At 68.9% G+C, this 17,849-nt stretch carries 18 protein-coding genes; 8 read left to right on the forward strand and 10 right to left on the reverse strand.

The window, feature by feature from the left end; translation table 11 throughout:
• Position 1: 1 nt before the first annotated feature.
• Positions 2 to 2,734, reverse strand: a complete 2,733-nt coding sequence (locus M8R19_RS28025; protein ID WP_249919559.1) for a cation-transporting P-type ATPase — start codon at positions 2,732 to 2,734, stop codon at positions 2 to 4.
• Positions 2,735 to 2,967: 233 nt separating this feature from the next.
• Here M8R19_RS28025 and M8R19_RS28030 point away from each other — a divergent pair, with 233 nt between their 5' ends.
• Entirely contained in the window at positions 2,968 to 3,858 is an 891-nt protein-coding gene (locus M8R19_RS28030) for a bile acid:sodium symporter family protein (RefSeq protein WP_074984868.1), read from the forward strand.
• Positions 3,859 to 4,119: 261 nt separating this feature from the next.
• Here the strand turns inward: M8R19_RS28030 and M8R19_RS28035 are convergent, their stop codons facing one another.
• Together M8R19_RS28035 and M8R19_RS28040 are read right to left on the reverse strand one after the other, a co-directional pair.
• Positions 4,120 to 5,313 (reverse strand): benzoate/H(+) symporter BenE family transporter, encoded by a 1,194-nt coding sequence (locus M8R19_RS28035; RefSeq protein ID WP_249919560.1) that lies wholly within the window; start codon positions 5,311 to 5,313, stop codon positions 4,120 to 4,122.
• Positions 5,310 to 5,921 carry a LysE family translocator gene (locus M8R19_RS28040; protein ID WP_009618608.1) on the reverse strand — a complete coding sequence of 204 codons (612 nt, stop codon included), beginning with the start codon at positions 5,919 to 5,921 and terminating at the stop codon, positions 5,310 to 5,312. The genes M8R19_RS28035 and M8R19_RS28040 overlap by 4 nt, the downstream gene beginning before the upstream one ends.
• Before the next feature lie 145 nt (positions 5,922 to 6,066).
• On the opposite strand from M8R19_RS28040, the gene M8R19_RS28045 reads away from it, so the two are divergent.
• Complete coding sequence (locus M8R19_RS28045) at positions 6,067 to 6,714, forward strand: hypothetical protein (protein ID WP_249919561.1); 648 nt, start codon at positions 6,067 to 6,069, stop codon at positions 6,712 to 6,714.
• Here M8R19_RS28045 and M8R19_RS28050 read toward each other — a convergent pair.
• Positions 6,702 to 7,145: a MarR family winged helix-turn-helix transcriptional regulator gene (locus M8R19_RS28050; protein WP_074984866.1), complete on the reverse strand. Its 444-nt coding sequence runs from the start codon at positions 7,143 to 7,145 to the stop codon at positions 6,702 to 6,704. The genes M8R19_RS28045 and M8R19_RS28050 overlap by 13 nt on opposite strands.
• 80 nt (positions 7,146 to 7,225) lie before the next feature.
• Here M8R19_RS28050 and M8R19_RS28055 point away from each other — a divergent pair, with 80 nt between their 5' ends.
• From M8R19_RS28055 to M8R19_RS28070, 4 genes are all read left to right on the forward strand, one after another.
• Positions 7,226 to 8,392, forward strand: coding sequence for an aminotransferase-like domain-containing protein (locus M8R19_RS28055; protein WP_249919562.1), 1,167 nt, complete (start codon positions 7,226 to 7,228; stop codon positions 8,390 to 8,392).
• A gap of 9 nt (positions 8,393 to 8,401) precedes the next feature.
• Complete coding sequence (locus tag M8R19_RS28060; RefSeq protein ID WP_058072299.1) at positions 8,402 to 9,004, forward strand: glutathione S-transferase family protein; 603 nt, start codon at positions 8,402 to 8,404, stop codon at positions 9,002 to 9,004.
• Between the two features lie 201 nt (positions 9,005 to 9,205).
• A complete protein-coding gene (locus tag M8R19_RS28065; RefSeq protein WP_009618618.1) occupies positions 9,206 to 9,667 on the forward strand; it encodes a bacteriohemerythrin in 462 nt (153 codons plus the stop codon).
• 73 nt (positions 9,668 to 9,740) lie between these two features.
• Positions 9,741 to 10,601 (forward strand): cache domain-containing protein, encoded by an 861-nt coding sequence (locus M8R19_RS28070; RefSeq protein WP_074984861.1) that lies wholly within the window; start codon positions 9,741 to 9,743, stop codon positions 10,599 to 10,601.
• A 330-nt stretch (positions 10,602 to 10,931) separates the two neighbouring features.
• On the opposite strand, the gene folE is transcribed toward M8R19_RS28070, so the two are convergent.
• The 4 genes from folE to M8R19_RS28090 form a co-directional block, all read right to left on the reverse strand.
• The gene (gene folE, locus M8R19_RS28075) at positions 10,932 to 11,477 is read right to left on the reverse strand and encodes a GTP cyclohydrolase I FolE (RefSeq protein WP_009618627.1); all 546 of its coding nucleotides are present in this window, start codon (positions 11,475 to 11,477) and stop codon (positions 10,932 to 10,934) included.
• A gap of 95 nt (positions 11,478 to 11,572) precedes the next feature.
• A complete protein-coding gene (locus tag M8R19_RS28080; protein WP_043272160.1) occupies positions 11,573 to 12,130 on the reverse strand; it encodes a Smr/MutS family protein in 558 nt (185 codons plus the stop codon).
• Positions 12,131 to 12,188: 58 nt separating this feature from the next.
• Entirely contained in the window at positions 12,189 to 12,509 is a 321-nt protein-coding gene (locus tag M8R19_RS28085) for a hypothetical protein (protein WP_116424091.1), read from the reverse strand.
• Between the two features lie 169 nt (positions 12,510 to 12,678).
• The gene (locus tag M8R19_RS28090; protein ID WP_009618632.1) at positions 12,679 to 13,275 is read right to left on the reverse strand and encodes a cysteine hydrolase family protein; all 597 of its coding nucleotides are present in this window, start codon (positions 13,273 to 13,275) and stop codon (positions 12,679 to 12,681) included.
• A 172-nt stretch (positions 13,276 to 13,447) separates the two neighbouring features.
• On the opposite strand from M8R19_RS28090, the gene prmB reads away from it, so the two are divergent.
• Positions 13,448 to 14,359 (forward strand): 50S ribosomal protein L3 N(5)-glutamine methyltransferase, encoded by a 912-nt coding sequence (gene prmB / locus M8R19_RS28095; RefSeq protein WP_249919563.1) that lies wholly within the window; start codon positions 13,448 to 13,450, stop codon positions 14,357 to 14,359.
• Positions 14,360 to 14,705: 346 nt separating this feature from the next.
• On the opposite strand, the gene M8R19_RS28100 is transcribed toward prmB, so the two are convergent.
• Together M8R19_RS28100 and M8R19_RS28105 are read right to left on the reverse strand one after the other, a co-directional pair.
• Complete coding sequence (locus tag M8R19_RS28100; RefSeq protein ID WP_249919564.1) at positions 14,706 to 15,491, reverse strand: hypothetical protein; 786 nt, start codon at positions 15,489 to 15,491, stop codon at positions 14,706 to 14,708.
• 127 nt (positions 15,492 to 15,618) lie between these two features.
• A complete protein-coding gene (locus M8R19_RS28105; protein WP_249920244.1) occupies positions 15,619 to 16,617 on the reverse strand; it encodes an alpha/beta hydrolase in 999 nt (332 codons plus the stop codon).
• 112 nt (positions 16,618 to 16,729) lie between these two features.
• Here M8R19_RS28105 and aroC point away from each other — a divergent pair, with 112 nt between their 5' ends.
• Entirely contained in the window at positions 16,730 to 17,821 is a 1,092-nt protein-coding gene (gene aroC / locus M8R19_RS28110; RefSeq protein WP_249919565.1) for a chorismate synthase, read from the forward strand.
• The last annotated feature ends 28 nt before the right edge of the window (positions 17,822 to 17,849 follow it).

The following is a 17,849-nucleotide window of genomic DNA, read 5'->3' on the forward strand; positions in this document are numbered from 1 at the left end:
CTCAGTGCCTGGCCAGGCGCTGCGCCAGGCCGCTGTGGCGGATCACCCACTTCTCCAGCTCGGCGCCGAGGAACACCAGCAGCCCGGCGCCCAGCGCCCGTAGCCATTCGGCCGGGCTCAGGCCCCTGGAGCCGAAGATCTCCTGCATCCAGGGCGCGTAGGTGAAGGCCAGCTGCAGCGGGATGCACGCGGCGATGGCCAGCAGCACCCAGCGGTTGCCGAACAGGCCCTCGCGGTTGAGCACCGAGCCGAAGATCGAGCGGCTGTTGATCAGGTAGAACATCTCCGCGATCACCACCGCGTTGACCGCCATGGTCCGCGCCGACTCGATGCCGGTGCCGCGCTGCAGCTCCCAGAGGAACAGGCCGAAGGCGCCGAGCATCATCAGCAGCGCCACCATCAGCACGCGCCAGACGAAGAACCCGGAAAGCAGGGCGTTGCCCGACGGCCGCGGGCTGCGGCGCATGATGTCGCGCTCGGCCGGCTCGAAGGCCAGGGCCAGGCCCAGGGTGCTGGAGGTGACCATGTTGATCCACAGCACCTGCGCCGGCGTCAGCGGCAGGCCCAGGCCGAGGAACAGCGCGGCGATCACCACCAGCGCCTCGCCGCCATTGGTCGGCAGCATGAACAGGATGAATTTCTTCAGGTTGTCGTAGACCGCGCGGCCCTCGCGCACGGCGCTGGCGATGCTGGCGAAGTTGTCGTCGGCCAGCACCACGTCGGCGGCCTCGCGCGCCGCCTCGGTGCCCTTGCGGCCCATGGCCACGCCGACCTCGGCGCGTTTGAGCGCCGGGGCGTCGTTGACGCCGTCGCCGGTCATCGCCACCACCTGGCCGTCCTCCTGTAGGGCCTGCACCAGGCGCAGCTTGTGCTCGGGGCTGGCGCGGGCGAACACGTCCACCTCCAGGGCCACGCGGCGCAGCTCGGCGTCGTCCATCAACGCCACCTCGGCGCCGGTCACCGCCGAGCGGCCGACGCCGATGCCCAGCCGGGCGCCGATGGCGCGGGCGGTCTCGGCATGGTCGCCGGTGATCATCTTGACGCGGATGCCGGCCTGCTGGCAGTGCGCCACGGCGGCGATGGCCTCGGCCCGCGGCGGGTCGATCAGGCCCACCAGGGCCAGCAGGGTGAAGCCTTCGGCGACGTCGTCGAAGTTCAGTTGCGCGCCCTGCGGCGCCGCCTGCCTCGCGGCCAGGGCCAGCAGGCGCAGGCCGCGGGCGGCGGTGTCGGTGGCCATGCGCCGCCAGTAGTCCGGGTCCAGCGGCGCCGCGCCGGCATCGGTGAGCTGCGTCGAGCACATTTCGAGGATGCGCTCCGGCGCGCCCTTGACCAGTATCCACGGGCGGCCTTCGGCGTCCTGGTGGCTGCTGGCCATGAAGCGGTGCTGCGACTCGAAGGGAATGCTGTCCAGCCGCGGCCAGTCCCGGGCGCAGGTTTCCTGGGGCAGCCCGGCCTTGGCGCCGAGCACCAGCAGCGCGCCTTCGGTGGGGTCGCCCTCGATGCTCCACTGGCCGGCGTCCTCGCGCAGCTGGGCGTCGTTGCACAGCACCCCGGCGCGGATCGCCTGCAGCAGCGCCGGTTGCGTGTCCGGCTGCACGGCTCGGCCATCGATGCTGAAACCGCCCTCGGGGACGTAGCCGACGCCTTCTACTTCGTACACCCGCTCGGCGCAGACCAGGCGCTGCACGGTCATTTCGTTGCAGGTCAGGGTGCCGGTCTTGTCCGAGCAGATCACCGTCACCGAGCCCAGCGTCTCCACCGCTGGCAGGCGCCGCACGATGGCGCGCTGGCGGGCCATGCGCTGCACGCCCAGGGCGAGGGTCACGGTCATGATCGCCGGCAGCCCCTCGGGGATGGCCGAGGCCACCAGGGCCACCACCATCATGAACATCTGCTCCGGCGTCTCGCCCAGCCACAGGGTGCCGAGCAGGAACACCAGGGCGCCGATGCCGAGGATGACCATGGCCAGGATGCGGCCGAAGCGGTCGATCTGCCGCAGCAGCGGGGTGGTCAGGTTCTCCACGCTGCTGAGCATCTGGTTGATGCGCCCGAGCTCGGTGTCCGCCCCGGTACCTACCACCAGGCCGCGGGCCTGGCCGTAGACCACCAGGGTGCCGGAGTAGGCCATGCCGTAGCGGTCGCCCAGGGGCGCGTCGGCGGCCACCGCTTGCGCGCTCTTCTCCACCGGCAGGGATTCGCCGGTCAACGCCGCCTCGTCGACACGCAGCTCCTTGCCGCCGAGCAGGCGCAGGTCGGCTGGCACGCGGTCGCCGGAGGCCAGCAGCACCAGGTCGCCGGGGACCAGGGCGGCGGCGTCGATCTGCTGGCGCTTGCCCTGGCGCACCACGGTGGCGGTGGAGGAGAGCATGCCGCGGATGGCGTCCAGCGCCGATTCGGCCTTGCCTTCCTGGATGAAGCCGATCACCGCGTTGATCAGCACCGCGCCCAGCAGCACCGCAGTGTCCACCCAGTGGCCGAGCAGCGCGGTGACGAGCGCGGCGGCGAGCATCACGTAGAGCAGGATGTTGTGGAACTGCAGCAGCAGGCGCAGCAGCGGGCCGCGCCGGCGCGGCGGCGCCAGGCGGTTCTCGCCGTATTGCTGGCGGCGGCTTTGCACCTCGGCCTCGTCGAGGCCGCCGGGGCCGCTGCGCAGGCGGGCCTGGACCTCGTCGCTGGCGAGGCTGTGCCAGGGCGTGGCGCTGGCGTCGGAGTGGGAAACGCGGCGTCGGCTCATGCAAGGCTCCTGTCGGATGGGGCAGGGGTGAGCTACAGCATGGACAGGCGGGCGTCCGCCGGGCTTGACCTGGAACAGCGCAGGCGACCGGCGCCCTCCCAGTGTTTTGCATTCTGTTACAGCAGGAACCTGTTTTGGCCGGCAGGGACAGTTACAAAGGCCACACTGGTAGGAAGAATCGGCCTACGGCGGCGTCAGACCGCCCCTTCGCGTGCTGCAGGAGAATCACAAGAATGACCGCCAGCCCCTTGCTTACCCTGTTCCTCCCCGTGGCCCTGGGCATCATCATGCTCGGCCTCGGGCTATCCCTGACCCTAGCCGACTTCGCCCGTGTCGTGCGTTATCCCAAGCCGGTGCTCATCGGCCTGGTGTGCCAGATCATCCTGCTGCCGCTTGCCTGCTTCCTGATCACCCTCGGCTTCGCCCTGGAAGCGGCGCTGGCGGTGGGCATGATGCTGCTGGCCGCATCCCCCGGCGGCACCACGGCCAACCTCTACAGCCACCTGGCCCACGGCGACGTGGCGCTGAACATCACCCTGACCGCGGTGAACTCGGTGATCGCCATCTTCACCATGCCGCTGATCGTCAACCTGTCGCTGCTGTACTTCATGGACGAGGGCCAGGCCATCCCGCTGCAGTTCGGCAAGGTGTTGCAGGTATTCGTCATCGTCCTCGGTCCGGTGGCCATCGGCATGCTGGTGCGGCGCCTGCTGCCGGCGCTGGCGGCGGCCCTGGAGAAACCGGTGAAGATTCTTTCGGCGCTGCTGCTGGCGGTGATCATCGTCATCGCCGTGAGCAAGGACTGGCAGACCTTCGTCACCTACGCCCCGGTGGTGGGCGCGGCGGCGCTGTGCTTCAACCTGGCGAGCCTGGCCGTGGGCTACTGGGTGCCGCGCCTGCTGCGGCTGTCGCGCCCGCAGTCGATCGCCATCGGCATGGAGATCGGCATCCACAACGGCACCCTGGCCATCGCCCTGGCCCTGAGCCCGATGCTGCTGAACAACCACACCATGGCGATCCCGGCGGCGATCTATGGGGTGCTGATGTTCTTCACGGCGGGGGCGTTCGGGTGGTGGGTCAGTCGCGGGGTGAAGAAGGGGGTGGCGGGGGAAGTGGTGGTTTGAGGGGGTTGTCGTTCGCTGGATATTTCGGTGTCTGGGGTTGGCTCCGTTCCCTCTCCCTAACCCTCGGCTGCGCGCCCCGCCCTGAAGGGAGAGGGGACCGTTCGGCGTGCGTGGGTACTCCACAGTTAGCCGGCAAGCGCGAAGTATCCGGCGTAGGCCATTCTCCCCGTTGGCACGGACAAGCCCCCTCTCCCTTCAGGGCGGGGCGCGCAGCCGAGGGCTGGGGAGAGGGGCTCTCGCCCAACCCCTGAACCTTCCTCATCAAATCGCCCGACGCCAATTCAACACTAACTGCGTAACCAACCCCGCCACCAGCCCCCAGAAGGCCGACCCCACGGAAAACAGCGTGAAACCCGAAGCAGTCACCAGGAACGTAACCATCGCCGCCTCACGCTGGCGGGCCTCGGCCATGGCGTTGCTCAGGCCGTTGGTGATCGAGCCGAGCAGCGCCAGGGCGGCTATGGACAGAACCAGCGCCTTGGGTAGGGCCGCGAACAGCGCCGCCAGGGTGGCGCCGAAGATGCCCGCCACGCCGTAGAAGACCCCGCACCAGAGCGCCGCGGTGTAGCGCTTGTGCGGGTTCTCGTGGGCTTCCGGGCCGGTGCAGATGGCCGCGCTGATGGCCGCCAGGTTGATGCCGTGGGAGCCGAACGGCGCCAGCAGCAGCGAGGCGATGCCGGTGGTTGAGATCAGCGGCGAGGCCGGCACCTGGTAGCCGTCGGCGCGCAGCACGGCCAGGCCCGGCATGTTCTGCGAGGCCATGGCGACGATGAACAGCGGGATGCCGATGCTGATGGTGGCGGCCAGGGAGAAGCTCGGCGCGGTCCACACCGGCCTGGCCACTTCCAGCTGGAAGTGGCTGAAGTTCAGCAGGCCCAGGGCGCCGGCCAGGGCCACGCCCACCAGCAGCGCGACGAACACCGCGTAGCGCGGCGACAGGCGCTTGGCCAGCAGGTAGCTGAGGAACATCGCCACCACCAGCAGCGTCTGCTGCTCGGCCGCGCGGCAGATCTCGATGCAGATGCGGAACAACACCCCGGCCAGCAGGGCCGAGGCCAGCGAGCCGGGCACCTGGCGCATCAGGCGGTCGAAGCTGCCGGTGACGCCGCACAGGGTGATCAGCCCGGCACAGACGATGAAGGCGCCGATGGCCTCCGAGTAGGGCACGCCCGGCAGGCTGCTGATCAGCAGCGCGGCGCCGGGGGTGGACCAGGCGATGACGATGGGCGTGCGGTAGCGCAGGGTCAGGCCGATGGTGGTCAGCGCCATGCCGATGGACAGCGCCCAGATCCACGAGGAAATCTGCGCGTTGCTCAGCCCGGCGGCCTGGCCGGCCTGGAACATCAGCACCAGCGAGCTGGTGTAGCCGGTGAGCATGGCGACGAAGCCGGCCACCACGGCGGCGGGGGAGGAGTCGGCGAAGGGGCGCAGGCGCGCGTTGGTCGAATCGGTCATGCGGGGGTGATGTCCACGAACAGGGGGTAGAGGGAGGCTACCAGCAGCAGGGCCATGCCGATATTGAACACGCGGCGCCGCGCCGGCTGTTCCAGCCAGTGCCGCAGGCAGCTGCCGAGCACCGTCCAGACGCCGACGCTGGGCAGGTTGACCACGGCGAACAGCACCGCGATCAGCAGCACGTTGCCGGCGAAGCCCTGCTGCGGGGTATAGGTGGTGATGGCGCCGATGGCCATGATCCAGGCCTTGGGGTTGACCCATTGGAAGGCCGCTGCCTGCAGGAAGCTGAACGGCTTGCCGCTGCCGCGCCCGTTGGCCTGCGGCGCGCCGGCGCGGGCGATGCCCCAGGCCAGGTACAGCAGGTAGGCCGCGCCCAGGTAGCGCAGCGCCTGGTAGGTGAAGGGGAAGGCGTGGAACAGCTGGTCCAGCCCCAGGCCCACGGCGACCACCAGCAGCAGGAAGCCGATGCTGATGCCGAGCATGTGCGGGACGGTGCGGCGCACGCCGAAGTTCACCCCGGAGGCCAGCAGCATCATGTTGTTCGGCCCAGGCGTGATGGAGGTGACGAAGGCGAAGCCGATGAAGGCGGCCAGGAGTTCGAGGGGCATGGCGGCACGCGTCTTGTGGTTTTTCCGCAGCCTAACCCCCGGCCTGCGGGCTGTCGCGTAACAGCCAGGGGCGGATCGGGCCGTACAGTGGCGCGGTCGGCGTGCTGTGGATATGGTGGGCAGGTCGCAGTCGTGGAGTCCCGCCATGGACCACAACCCCTATGCCGCGCCCAAGGTCGAGCTGATCGAGGCGCGCACCTCGGCCAGCCTCGCCGGCGGCCGCTGGAGCCCCGGTCACCTGCGCCTGCTGGCCTGGCTGAGCCTGGCGCTGCTGCTGGCGCAGAGCGTGCTGTTCGGCCTGTCGTTCCTCGGCGGCACCGGGCGCGGCGACGCCCTGGACAGCTACAGCCTGTGGCTGGGCGTGCTCTGCACGCTGCTCGGCTGCTACCTCAGCTGGCGCGCCACGCAGTTCCTGGTCGAGCGCTTCGGCGCCCGCGGCATGGCCTGGCCGCTGTGGCTGTCCATCGGCCTGGCGCTGGTGATCCAGGCCTACGCGGTGATCTTCGACGCCCAGCTCGACGGCACGCCCAACGCCGCCCTGGCCGGCTTCATGGCGCTGTTCCTGCCCAGCGGCCTGGTGGGCCTGTGGTATGGTGTGCGGGTGCTGAAGATCGGCCTGCCGTACCCCTCGGTGAAGGTGCTGGGCTGGCTCGACGTGCTCTCGGGCGTGTGCATGGCCAGCATCCTGCTGTTCATCCCCGGCACCGTCCTGGCCGCCGCGGCGCTGCTGCCGCTGGCGCTGATGTTCCTGCGCGGCGCGCGGGAGCTGGAGGGCGGCGCTCAGGTTTCCTGAAGCGACTGCGCCAGGGCCTGGTTGACCGCCAGCCAGCCGTGCACCGCTTCTTCGCCGGCCTCGGCGAAGGCGCGCTGCAGCAGGCGCGCCTGCTCGTTGCGCAGGGCCCGTTCCAGCCTGGCGCCCTCGGTGGTGAGGCTGAGCAGGCGCTTGCGCTTGTCGGCCGGCGAGGCTTCGCTGCGGATCAGCTGCATCTCCTGCAATTGCCGCAGCGGCATGTTCAGCGCCTGCTTGCTCACGCCCAGGGTGGCCAGCAGCTCCTTCACGCTCAACCCGCTCTGGCGCGCGACGAAGAACAGGATGCGGTGGTGCACCCGGCCCAGGCCGCGGCGGGCGAGGATCTCGTCCGGCTTGGCGGTGAACGCCCGGTAGCTGAAGTAAAAGGCTTGCATGGCTTCCGACCAGGTGTCGGAGGGCAGAAGGTCAGGCATATTGACGTATCCGTTCGGCCGTCGTAGCTTCGGTCAACCAGTTTGACCCATTTGCTCCTGCCTCCGCTACCGGTGACCCCATGGCCTTCTCCGAACGCATCGCCCGCCTGAAAAGCTCCCTGATCCGTGAAATCCTCGCTGCGGCGCAACGTCCGGAGGTGATGTCCTTCGCCGGCGGCCTGCCGGCCGAACCCATGCTGCCCAAGGTGGAATGGGCGGACATGCCGGCCAGCATGGGCCAGTACGGCATGAGCGAGGGCGAGCCGGCCCTGCGCGAGGCCATCGCCGCCGAAGCGCGGGCCCTGGGCGTGCCCTGCGATGCCAGCCAGGTGCTGATCGTCAGCGGTTCGCAGCAGACCCTCGACCTTGCCAGCAAGCTGTTCATCGACCCGGGCACCGAGGTGTTGCTCGAAGCGCCGACCTACCTGGCCGCGCTGCAGGCCTTCCAGCTGTTCGGCGCCGACTGCGTGACCGTGCCGCTGGGCGCCGAGGGCCCGGACGTGGCCGCCCTGCGCCAGCGCCTGGAGCGGCACAAGCCGGCCTTCGCCTACCTCATCCCGACCTTCCAGAATCCGTCCGGCGTGCGCTACAGCGAAGAACGCCGCGACGAAGTGGCGGCGCTGCTCGACGAGTTCGGCGTGACCCTGATCGAAGACGAACCCTACCGCGAGCTGGTGTTCGACGCCGGCAGCGCCACCCCGCTGGTCAGCCGCCTGAAGAAGGCCAGCTGGATCTACACCGGCACCGTCTCCAAGACCCTGCTGCCCGGCCTGCGCGTGGGCTTCCTGATCGCCACCCCGGACCTGTTCCCGCACCTGCTGCGCCTGAAGCAGTCGGCCGACCTGCACACCAACCGCATCGGCCAGTGGCAGGCCCTGCAGTGGTTCGGCACCGAGGCCTACCGCGGCCACCTGGCCGAGCTGCGCGACTTCTACCGCATCCGCCGCGACGCCATGCAGGTTCAGCTGGAAGAACACTTCGCCGACCTGGCCGAGTGGAACGTGCCCCAGGGCGGGCTGTTCTTCTGGCTGACCCTGAAGCAGCCGCTGGACACCCGCGGCCTGCTGGACAAGGCCCTGCAGCAGAACGTGGCCTTCATGCCCGGCGAACCCTTCTTCACCGACCCCGATGCCAACCCCGGCCACCTGCGCCTGAACTTCAGCCACGTGGCGCCGGAGCGCCTGGGCGAAGGCCTGCGCCGCCTGGCCACGGTGATCCGCGAAGCGCAAGCGGCCCAATCTGCCTGAGGAGGCGACATGTATACCGTCTACGGCGACCGGTTGTCCGGCAACTGCTACAAGGTCAAGCTGGTCCTGCACCTGCTCGGCCTGCCGTACCAATGGCAGGACGTCGATATCCTCAAGGGCGAGACGCAGACCCCGGAATTCCTGGCCAAGAACCCCAACGGCAAGGTGCCGGTGCTGGAACTGGAGGACGGCAGCTGCCTGTGGGAATCCAACGCCATCCTCAACTTCCTCGCCGACGGCAGTGAGCTGCTGCCGAAGGAACCGCGCCTGCGCACCCAGGTGCTGCAGTGGCAGTTCTTCGAGCAGTACAGCCACGAGCCCTACGTGGCGGTGGCGCGTTTCATCCAGTTCTACCTGAAGATGCCGGACGAGCGCCGCGCCGAGTACGAGGACTGCCTGAAGGGCGGCTACAAGGCCCTGGACGTGATGGAGCAGCAGCTGGCGCGCACACCCTACCTGGTGGGCGACAGCTACTCCATCGCCGACATCACTCTGTACGCCTACACCCACGTGGCGCACCAGGGCGGTTTCGACCTCTCCGGCTACCCGGCGATCAATGCCTGGATGGCGCGCGTCGCGGCACACCCGCGGCATGTCGGCATGCTCGACTGAGCGTCCCTAGGTGTCAGAAGAAGCCCACCATCGCGCGGGCTTTTTCGTATTCGTGCGCTCTGGCTCGCAGTTTAAGGGCCTTCCCATTGACGGGCATCATGGCGCGCGCCGTTTCGCCTCCCTACCCTGGACCCAGCCAACAATAGAGCAGTAGCCGGGCCGCGGCGGCAGAAATGCCGGCGGCCGGTGGGGGAGGTAAAGATGGCCTATCTGGTCTGGCAGGATGACCTGAACACCGGCATCCAGGTGATCGACAACCAGCACAAGCGAATCGTCGAGATGATCAACCAGTTGCACGAGGCCCAGGGCACGCTGGACAAGGCGCGGGTCGGCGAGGTGATCGAGGAGCTGGTGGACTATACCCAGTCGCACTTCGCCTTCGAGGAAACCTTGCTGGAAGACTCCGGCTACCAGTTCACCCGCGCCCACAAGAAGGTCCACGAACTCTTCATCAAGCGCGTTTCCGACTACCGCCTGCGCTTCGCCGCCGGCGAGGACGTCGCCGAGGAACTCAAGGGGCTGCTCGGGCGCTGGCTGTTCACCCACATCCGCAACGACGACGCCAACTACGTGGAGTCGGTCAAGGCCAGCATGCACGAGCTGACCCACGACCAGAGCCACGGCGGCTGGCTGTCGCGCTCGATGAAGCGCTTCTTCGGCTGACGCCGGCGGGCGAAACCGCAGCGGCCATCTATGCTCAGTCCAGAACAAGAAGGGACGACATGGAGGACCCTGCATGAAACGCCTGTTCAGTGCGCTGCTGTTCTGCCTCGCCTGCCTGACCCCGCTGCACCTGCCGGCCGCCACCAGCACAGCGGCCGACGCCGCCCAGGCCCAGCGGGCCCGGCAACTGCTGGAGAAGGCCGTGGCCTACTACCGCCAGGAAGGCGACAAGGCCTTCGCCGCGTTCAGCCGCCAGGGCGAGTTCGTCGACAACGAGCTGTACGTCTACGTCGTCGACAGCAAGGGCGTGATGCTGGCCAGCGGCGGCCCCTCGGTGGTGCTGATCGGCCGCGACGTCTCGCAACTGCTCGACCCGAACATGCGCACGCAGTTCGCCAAGGCCCTCAAGGCACCGGAGAACGGCAAAGTGCAGGAAACCGAATACCGCTGGAAGAACTGGGCCGACGGCCGCGTCGAGCGCAAGCACACCTACTACCAGCGCATAGGCGACCGCTTCCTGGCGGTGGGCTACTACATCCCGCGCGCCGACGCCCGCCAGGCCGAGGCCATGCTGCAGAAGACGGCGAAGGCGGTGGAAGGGGCGCCGGAAGCGACCTTCAAGCGCATCAACGACCTCGACAAAGCCTTCATCGAGGATGACCTCTACGCCTTCGTGGTCGACATGGACACCGGCAAGTTCGTCGCCCACGGCTATAACACGCGCATGGTCGGCACCGACTTCGCCAGCCTCAAGGACCCGGCCGGCAACGCCATCGGCCAGGCCATGCTGGCGCTGGCGAAAAGCAAGGGCGAAGGGCAGTTCGACTACCAGTGGCGCAACCCGGTGACCGGCAAGGTGGAGAACAAGCATGCCCTGCTGCGCAAGAGCGGGCATTACCTGGTTGCGGTGGGGTACTACACGGCGGGGGGGTGAGTCCGCCAGGAGCCGTTTGTGCCATCGGAGCGTCCGGCGTGGGCGGTGAATCCAATCGCGGACAAAGTCCGCTCCTACGCCCGAGCTTCCCTGGCCGCACCGAGGTGTTCTTCGTAGGATGGGTTGAGCCTGCGAAGCCCATGCGGTGGCGGTGATGGATATCGCTTCGCTCAACCCATCCTGCGGGGCATTGTATTTGCCGGAGGTTGTAGGAGCGGACTCCGTCCGCGATTATCCCCGGCCGCGCGGAACCCTCCGGCGGCATGGACTCCCCGACCCCCCAAAGAAAAACCGGCCCCACAGGCCGGTTTTCCATCCCCGCAAGCGACCTCAGCGAATCAGGCTGAGGAACTCGCTACGGGTAGCGGCGTTCTCGCGGAACTCGCCGAGCATCACCGAGGTGACCATGGAGGAGTTCTGCTTCTCCACGCCACGCATCATCATGCACATGTGCTTGGCCTCGATGACCACCGCCACGCCCAGGGCGCCGGTGACCTGCTGCACGGCCTCGGCGATCTGCCGCGACATGTTCTCTTGGATCTGCAGGCGGCGGGCGTACATGTCGACGATGCGCGCCACCTTGGACAGGCCCAGCACCTTGCCGTTGGGGATGTAGGCCACGTGGGCCTTGCCGATGAAGGGCAGCAGGTGGTGCTCGCACAGCGAGTACAGCTCGATGTCCTTGACCAGCACCATCTCGCTGTTGTCGGAGCTGAACAGCGCGCCGTTGACGATCTCGTCCAGCGTCTGCTGGTAGCCGCGGCAGAGGTACTGCATGGCCTTGGCGGCGCGCTTGGGCGTGTCGAGCAGGCCTTCGCGGGTGACGTCCTCGCCGAGCTGGCTGAGGATCTGCGAGTAGTTTTGTTCCAGGGACATGTTCTACCTGTTGGGACTCGTTGAAGCGCAGAGGCGCAGGGTAGGGCGCGCGTGGCGTGCTGGCAAGGGCGCGGTGCGCCAGCGGGAGCGACGGATTACTCGTCGCGCCCCTCCAGCATGGTGCGGCGCAGCATCACGTAGAGCGAGCCGGTGCCGCCGTGGCGCGGCAGGGCCGAGGTGAAGCCCAGGACCTGCGGGTGCTGGCGCAGCCAGGTGTTGACGTGGCTCTTGAGCAGCGGCCGGCGACCGTCGGTGCGCGCCGCCTTGCCGTGGGTGACGCGCACGCAGCGCACCTCCAGGCGGGTGGCCTCGGCGAGGAAGTCCCAGAGCAGCTCGCGGGCCTTCTCGATGTTCATGCCGTGCAGGTCTAGGCTGCCCTCGAAGCCGATCTGGCCGGCCTTGAGCTTGCGCATCTGGCCTTCCTGCACGCCGTCGCGGGCCCAGTACAGCTCGTCCTCGGCGCCGACGTCGATGACGAACAGGTCGGACAGCCCGTCGACGCGCTGGTTTTCCACCTTCGTCGTGGCGTTCTGCTGGCGCAGCTTGACCTGCTGGCGGTCGGCCTTGGGCTTGCCGGTGTCGGCCTGGTCCACCTGGATGCGCTTGACGCCGCGCATCTCGTTGGCGAACAGGGAAAAATCGTCGTCTTGCATGGAGCCTCCGCGAAGAGGCGGCATTCTAGCGGATCGCGGGCGCTTTGCGGCAAGCCGCTCAGCCGCGCTTCTTCATCAGCCGCGGCGACAGGCTGAGGCCGTCGCCACGCCGCGCGCGGCGCCGCGCCAGGCGCCAGAACAGCACGCCCAGCCACAGGGCGAGCAGGCCGATCACCAGCAATACCGCGCCGGCCGCCGGTTCGATGTGCATGACCCCCGCCGCCGGCTGCCGGCGCAGCAAGGCCGCGCCGCCGGCCAGGGCGCCGAGCACGCCGAACGCGGCGATCAGCGCGGCCACGGCGGCCACCAAACGCCAGCGCCAGCGGCCCGGTCGCTTCGGGCGTAGCGTGCGTGGATCGAAACTGTCGGACATCTTCATCCCGGCTTCCTCATCTGCTGAACGAGGCTATGACCGGTGTCGGCGGGAGGGGGTTCCGCCCCCACAGGGAATGCCTGGCCCGCCCGTCCGGCGCGTGCCCGCTGGATGTGTCGCCTTACAGCCTAATAGCTGCGGCGGCAGCTTGCCGCCGCAGCGGGACGGACGGCGCTCAGATCAGCGCCTGGGCCTCGCCGACCACGGCGGCGAAGTTGTCGCCCAGGGCGGCCATTTCCGCGTGGTGCAGGTCGCGCGCCGAGAGCACGCCGCCATCCGGGGTGGGGATGTCGCGGGTGGCGCAGGCGGCGGTGACCAGGGTGCAGCGGTAGCCGTAGTCCTTGGCCGCGCGCACGGTGGTGCTGATGCTCGAATGGGTCATGAAGCCGCAGACGATGATGTCCAGCCGGCCGTTGTGCTGCAGGCGGTCGTGCAGTTCGGTGCCGGAGAAGGCGTTGGGCAGGCGCTTCTCCACCACCACCTCGCCGGGCAGCGGCGCCAGTTCGGGCAGGAACTGCCCGCGCGGGCCCTGCGGGTCGAGCAGGCCGCCATGGATGCCCAGGTGGCGCACGTGGACGATCGGGGTGCCCTGGCTGCGCGCGGCATCCAGCAGTTGGCGGATCTGCGCGACCGCCGGTTCCAGGCCGGGCAGGGCGAGGACGCCGCTGCGGTACTCTTCCTGGGCGTCGATGATCAGCAGCGTGCTCTGGCGGAGGGTGGCGGGCGGATAGCCGCGTCCGCTGATCTTCAGCATGCTGAGCGGTTGAGACATGACGAACTCCTATGATGCGTATGCCACCATTGTGGTCTGTTCCGCGGGCGCTGTGAATCTATGCGAAACCCGCGCAAAGTGGTATTGACCCCCTCGACGCCGGTATGCGCCCGCGGCAGGCCGCCTTGGGCTAGAATGCCGGCCTTTTTGCCCGCCGCGAGGACCCTGCGCCGTGACCGAATCCCGTTTGCTGACCCTTCGAGACCATATCCGCTGGGCGGTCAGCCGTTTCCATGCCGAGGGGCTGTACTTCGGACATGGCACCGACAACGCCTGGGACGACGCCCGCCTGCTGGTGCTTGGCGCGCTGCACCTGCCGTGGGAAATGGCCGATGCTTACCTGGATTGCCGCCTCGAGGACGACGAGCGCGAACACCTGCGCGAACTGCTGCGCCAGCGTATCGAGGAACGCGTGCCCACCGCCTACCTGCTGGGCGAGGCCTGGTTCTGCGGCCTGCCGTTCGTGGTCGACGAGCGCGTGCTGGTGCCGCGTTCGCCCATCGCCGAGCTGATTCAGCAGCGCTTCGAGCCCTGGCTGGCAGCGGAGCCGGCGCGCATCCTCGACCTGTGCACCGGCTCGGGCTGCATCGGCATCGCCTGCGCCTACGAATTCCTCCAGGCGGAAGTGGTGCTGGCCGACCTGTCCTTCGATGCCCTGGAAGTGGCCAACGTCAACATCGAGCGCCACGAACTGGGCGAGCGCGTCTACACCGTGCAGGGCGACGGCTTCGCCGGCCTGCCGGGCCAGCGCTTCGACCTGATCGTCTCCAACCCGCCCTACGTCGACGCCGAGGACTTCGCCGACATGCCGGCCGAGTACCAGCACGAGCCGGAGCTGGGTCTGGCCTGCGGCAACGACGGCCTGGACCTGGTGCGGCGCATGCTCGCCGAGGCCGCCGACCACCTGACCGAACAGGGCACCCTGATCGTCGAAGTGGGCAACAGCCAGGTGCACGTCGAGGCGTTGTACCCGGAGGTGGACTTCACCTGGCTGGAATTCCGCCACGGCGGGCACGGCGTGTTCCTGCTGTCGGCGGCGCAGTGCCGCGAACACCAGGCGCTGTTCCGTTCGCGGGTGAACTGAGGCGCCGCGGGCCCTGCCCGCGATTTCGCGCGCAGGGCGCGCTCCTACAGGGGCCTGCGCCGGGTGCTCTTCGTAGGAGCGAGCTTGCTCGCGAACCGCCCTGCGTGCCTCCGCCACCCCGTCATCCCCGCGAACGCGGGGAACCAGAGACGCTGGGCTCCCGCGTTCGCGGGAGTGACGGTCATGCGGCGGGGCATTTGCCGGCCGCGCCGAAGCGCACTCGTGCTGCGAAACCCATGCTGCTGTGGCGATGGGTATCGCTTCGCTCAACCCATCCTACAAAAGCCCCGCGGCTGTGCTCTTCGTAGGAGCGAGCCGTGCCCGCCCGTCTGTCCGCGCCGGGCCTTCAGTGCGTCGCCATCCAGATCAGCAGCCCGGCCTGGAACACCGCGAACACCGTCAGGCAGGCGATGATGAAGCGCAGGCTGGTGTCGTCGCGGCGGAAGGTCTCGATGCGCTGCTGCAGCTTACGGATCTCGTTGTCCTGGCTGGCCAGGTTCTGGTCCGCTTGTTCCAGCATGGCCGCGGCGTCCAGCAGCGGCAGCAGTTGCACCTTGTCCTTGTTCCAGTCGTCGTACAGCTCGCTCACCCGCCCGGCGCCGTAGCGGGCCTTGAGCAGGCGCGAGTCCTCGTACTCCACGTCGAAGCCCTGGGCGCGCAGGAAGTGGTCGCGGCGCAGGCGGATTTCCTCGTTGGGCGCATCCTTCACCCCCAACACGCCGCCCTCGACCTTGTAGTGCGCCCACTTCTGCCGCGCCCAGGCGATGCCCTGGGCCAGCAGGAAGCGGCCCAGGCCGCGGTTGATCGGCTCCAGGGCGAAGCCGCTGTCGGCGCCGAAGCGCACTTCCTTGTTGCGGTGGTCGGCCCAGATCTCGAACAGGTTCTGCTCCTTGCGCAGGGCCTGGCCGGGCAGCTGGATGCTCAGGCGCAGCAGGCTCTGCTCCGGGGCGTGGCGTTCCACCCGGCCGAGCTGGACGAAGCGCAGGGCGCGGGCGCCGGTGCTGCGGTCGGTGGGCAGGGGCGCCAGACGCAGCAGGCGGAAATGCTCCGGCGCCAGCTCCGCCCAGGGATGGGGCGGGGCCGGTGTTTCGGCGGGGGCGGCGGCGTCGCTGAGTGGGTCGGCGTCGGTCATCGGATTCCTCGGGCCTGGCCGACGGCCAGGGATCAACTCAACTTCTGTAGGAAGCGTGTAAGTAACGACTTTCATACAGGGGCTAAGCGATTATCGACGCCGACAGTGATTTCTTGAGACGCCCGTTTCAGCTCACGCCTTTGGCCGATGCAGTCTGCGGACGGGTCCGCAGGATGAAGCCGACCAGCCGCTGGACCAGGTCGCGGGCCAGCGGCAGCCCGGGGTCGTTGTAGGACGCCAACTGCTTCTTCACGTCGGCCGGGACGATGCGCAGGATGTGGTTCATGCCGGAGATCAGCTGCAGCTCGGCGTCCGGCCTTGCGCGCTGCAGCGCCTGGGCGTCGGCCACGTCGACCTGGATGTCGCTGGTGCCCTGCAGGATCAGCGTCGGCTGGCGCACCCGGGCCAGCGCCCGCGCCGGGTCGTGGCGGAACAGCGAGATCAGGTAGGGCTGCACGCTGGGGCGGAACAGCGCGTTCAACTGCGCCGGCACCTCGGGTACCTGCTGGCCGCCGCGCAACCGGTCGAGGATGGCGTCGGCCTTCGCCAGCAGGGGCGGCGGCAGGCGCACCGAGAGCTGCTCGCGCAGCACCTTGTCGATCGGCCGGCCGCTGCCGGCGATCAGCACCAGGGCCGCGGCCTTGCTGCGCGGCGCGGCCAGGCTGGCGATCAGCGCGCCCTCGCTGTGGCCCACCAGCACCTGCGGGCCGAAGCGCGGGTCCGCGGCCAGCCGGTCGCTCCAGGCCACCAGGTCGTCGACGTAGCCGTCGACGCTCAGTTGCCGCTCGTCCGGCCCGGCGTCGCGGCTGCGGGCGACGCCGCGCTTGTCGTAGCGCAGGCTGGCGATGCCGTTGCTGGCCAGGGCCTCGGCCAGGCGCCGCAGGTAGGCGTTGTTGCCGCCCTCGGGGTTGTTGCCGTCGCGGTCGGTGGGCCCGGAGCCGGCCACCAGCAGGGCCAGCGGCGGCGGGTTGGCGGTCTGCGGCAGCAGCAGGGTGCCGCGCAGCACGCCGTGGCCGGTGTCCAGGTCGTAGGGGCGTTGCAGGAGGGTGGGGGAGGCGGCGTAGGTCATCGTGGCGAACAGCCAGCAGGAAAGAAGGACGATGAGGCGCGGCATGGAAGGCTTCATGGACTGCATGATAGCGGTTTGACGGCGCGCGCCGCGGAAGGTTCGCAGGGCGGTATGTCGCAGGTATACTGCTGGGCCTTTTCGTTCACCCAAGTCTTCCGCGGAGCCTCGCATGTCCGGCAACACCTACGGCAAGCTGTTCACCGTCACCACCGCTGGCGAAAGCCACGGCCCGGCGCTGGTCGCCATCGTCGACGGCTGCCCGCCCGGCCTTGAACTCTCCCTGGAAGACCTGCAGCGCGACCTCGACCGGCGCAAGCCCGGCACCAGCCGGCACACCACCCAGCGCCAGGAAGCCGACGAGGTGGAAATCCTCTCCGGCGTGTTCGAGGGTAAGACCACCGGCACCCCGATCGGCCTCTTGATCCGCAACACCGACCAGAAGTCCAAGGACTACTCGGCGATCAAGGACCTGTTCCGCCCGGCCCACGCCGACTACAGCTACCACCACAAGTACGGCGTGCGCGACTACCGCGGCGGCGGCCGTTCCTCGGCCCGCGAGACCGCCATGCGCGTGGCCGCCGGGGCCATCGCCAAGAAGTACCTGGCGAGCCTGGGCATCCAGGTGCGCGGCTACATGAGCCAACTGGGCCCGATCGAAATCCCCTTCAAGACCTGGGACAGCGTCGAGCAGAACGCCTTCTTCAGCCCCGACCCGGACAAGGTGGCGGAGCTGGAGGCCTACATGGACCAGCTGCGCCGCGACCAGGATTCGGTGGGCGCGAAGATCACCGTGGTCGCCGAAGGCGTGCCGCCGGGCCTGGGCGAGCCGATCTTCGACCGCCTGGACGCCGAGCTGGCCCACGCGCTGATGAGCATCAACGCGGTCAAGGGCGTGGAGATCGGCGCCGGTTTCGCCAGCGTCGCCCAGCGCGGCACCGAGCACCGCGACGAGCTGACCCCCGAGGGCTTCCTGTCGAACAACGCCGGCGGCATCCTCGGCGGCATCTCCAGCGGCCAGCCGATAGTCGCGCACCTGGCGCTCAAGCCCACCTCCAGCATCACCACCCCCGGCCGCTCCATCGACGTGAACGGCAACCCGGTGGACGTGGTCACCAAGGGCCGCCACGACCCCTGCGTGGGCATCCGCGCCACGCCCATCGCCGAGGCGATGATGGCCATCGTGCTGATGGACCACCTGCTGCGCCAGCGCGCGCAGAATGCCGACGTGCGCGTCAGCACGCCGGTGCTCGGTCAGCTGTGAGCTACAGGCCACAGGCGGCAGGCTGCAG

Origin of the sequence: Pseudomonas sp. R3.Fl, from assembly GCF_023516765.1 — a bacterium.
Taxonomy (GTDB): domain Bacteria; phylum Pseudomonadota; class Gammaproteobacteria; order Pseudomonadales; family Pseudomonadaceae; genus Pseudomonas; species Pseudomonas citronellolis.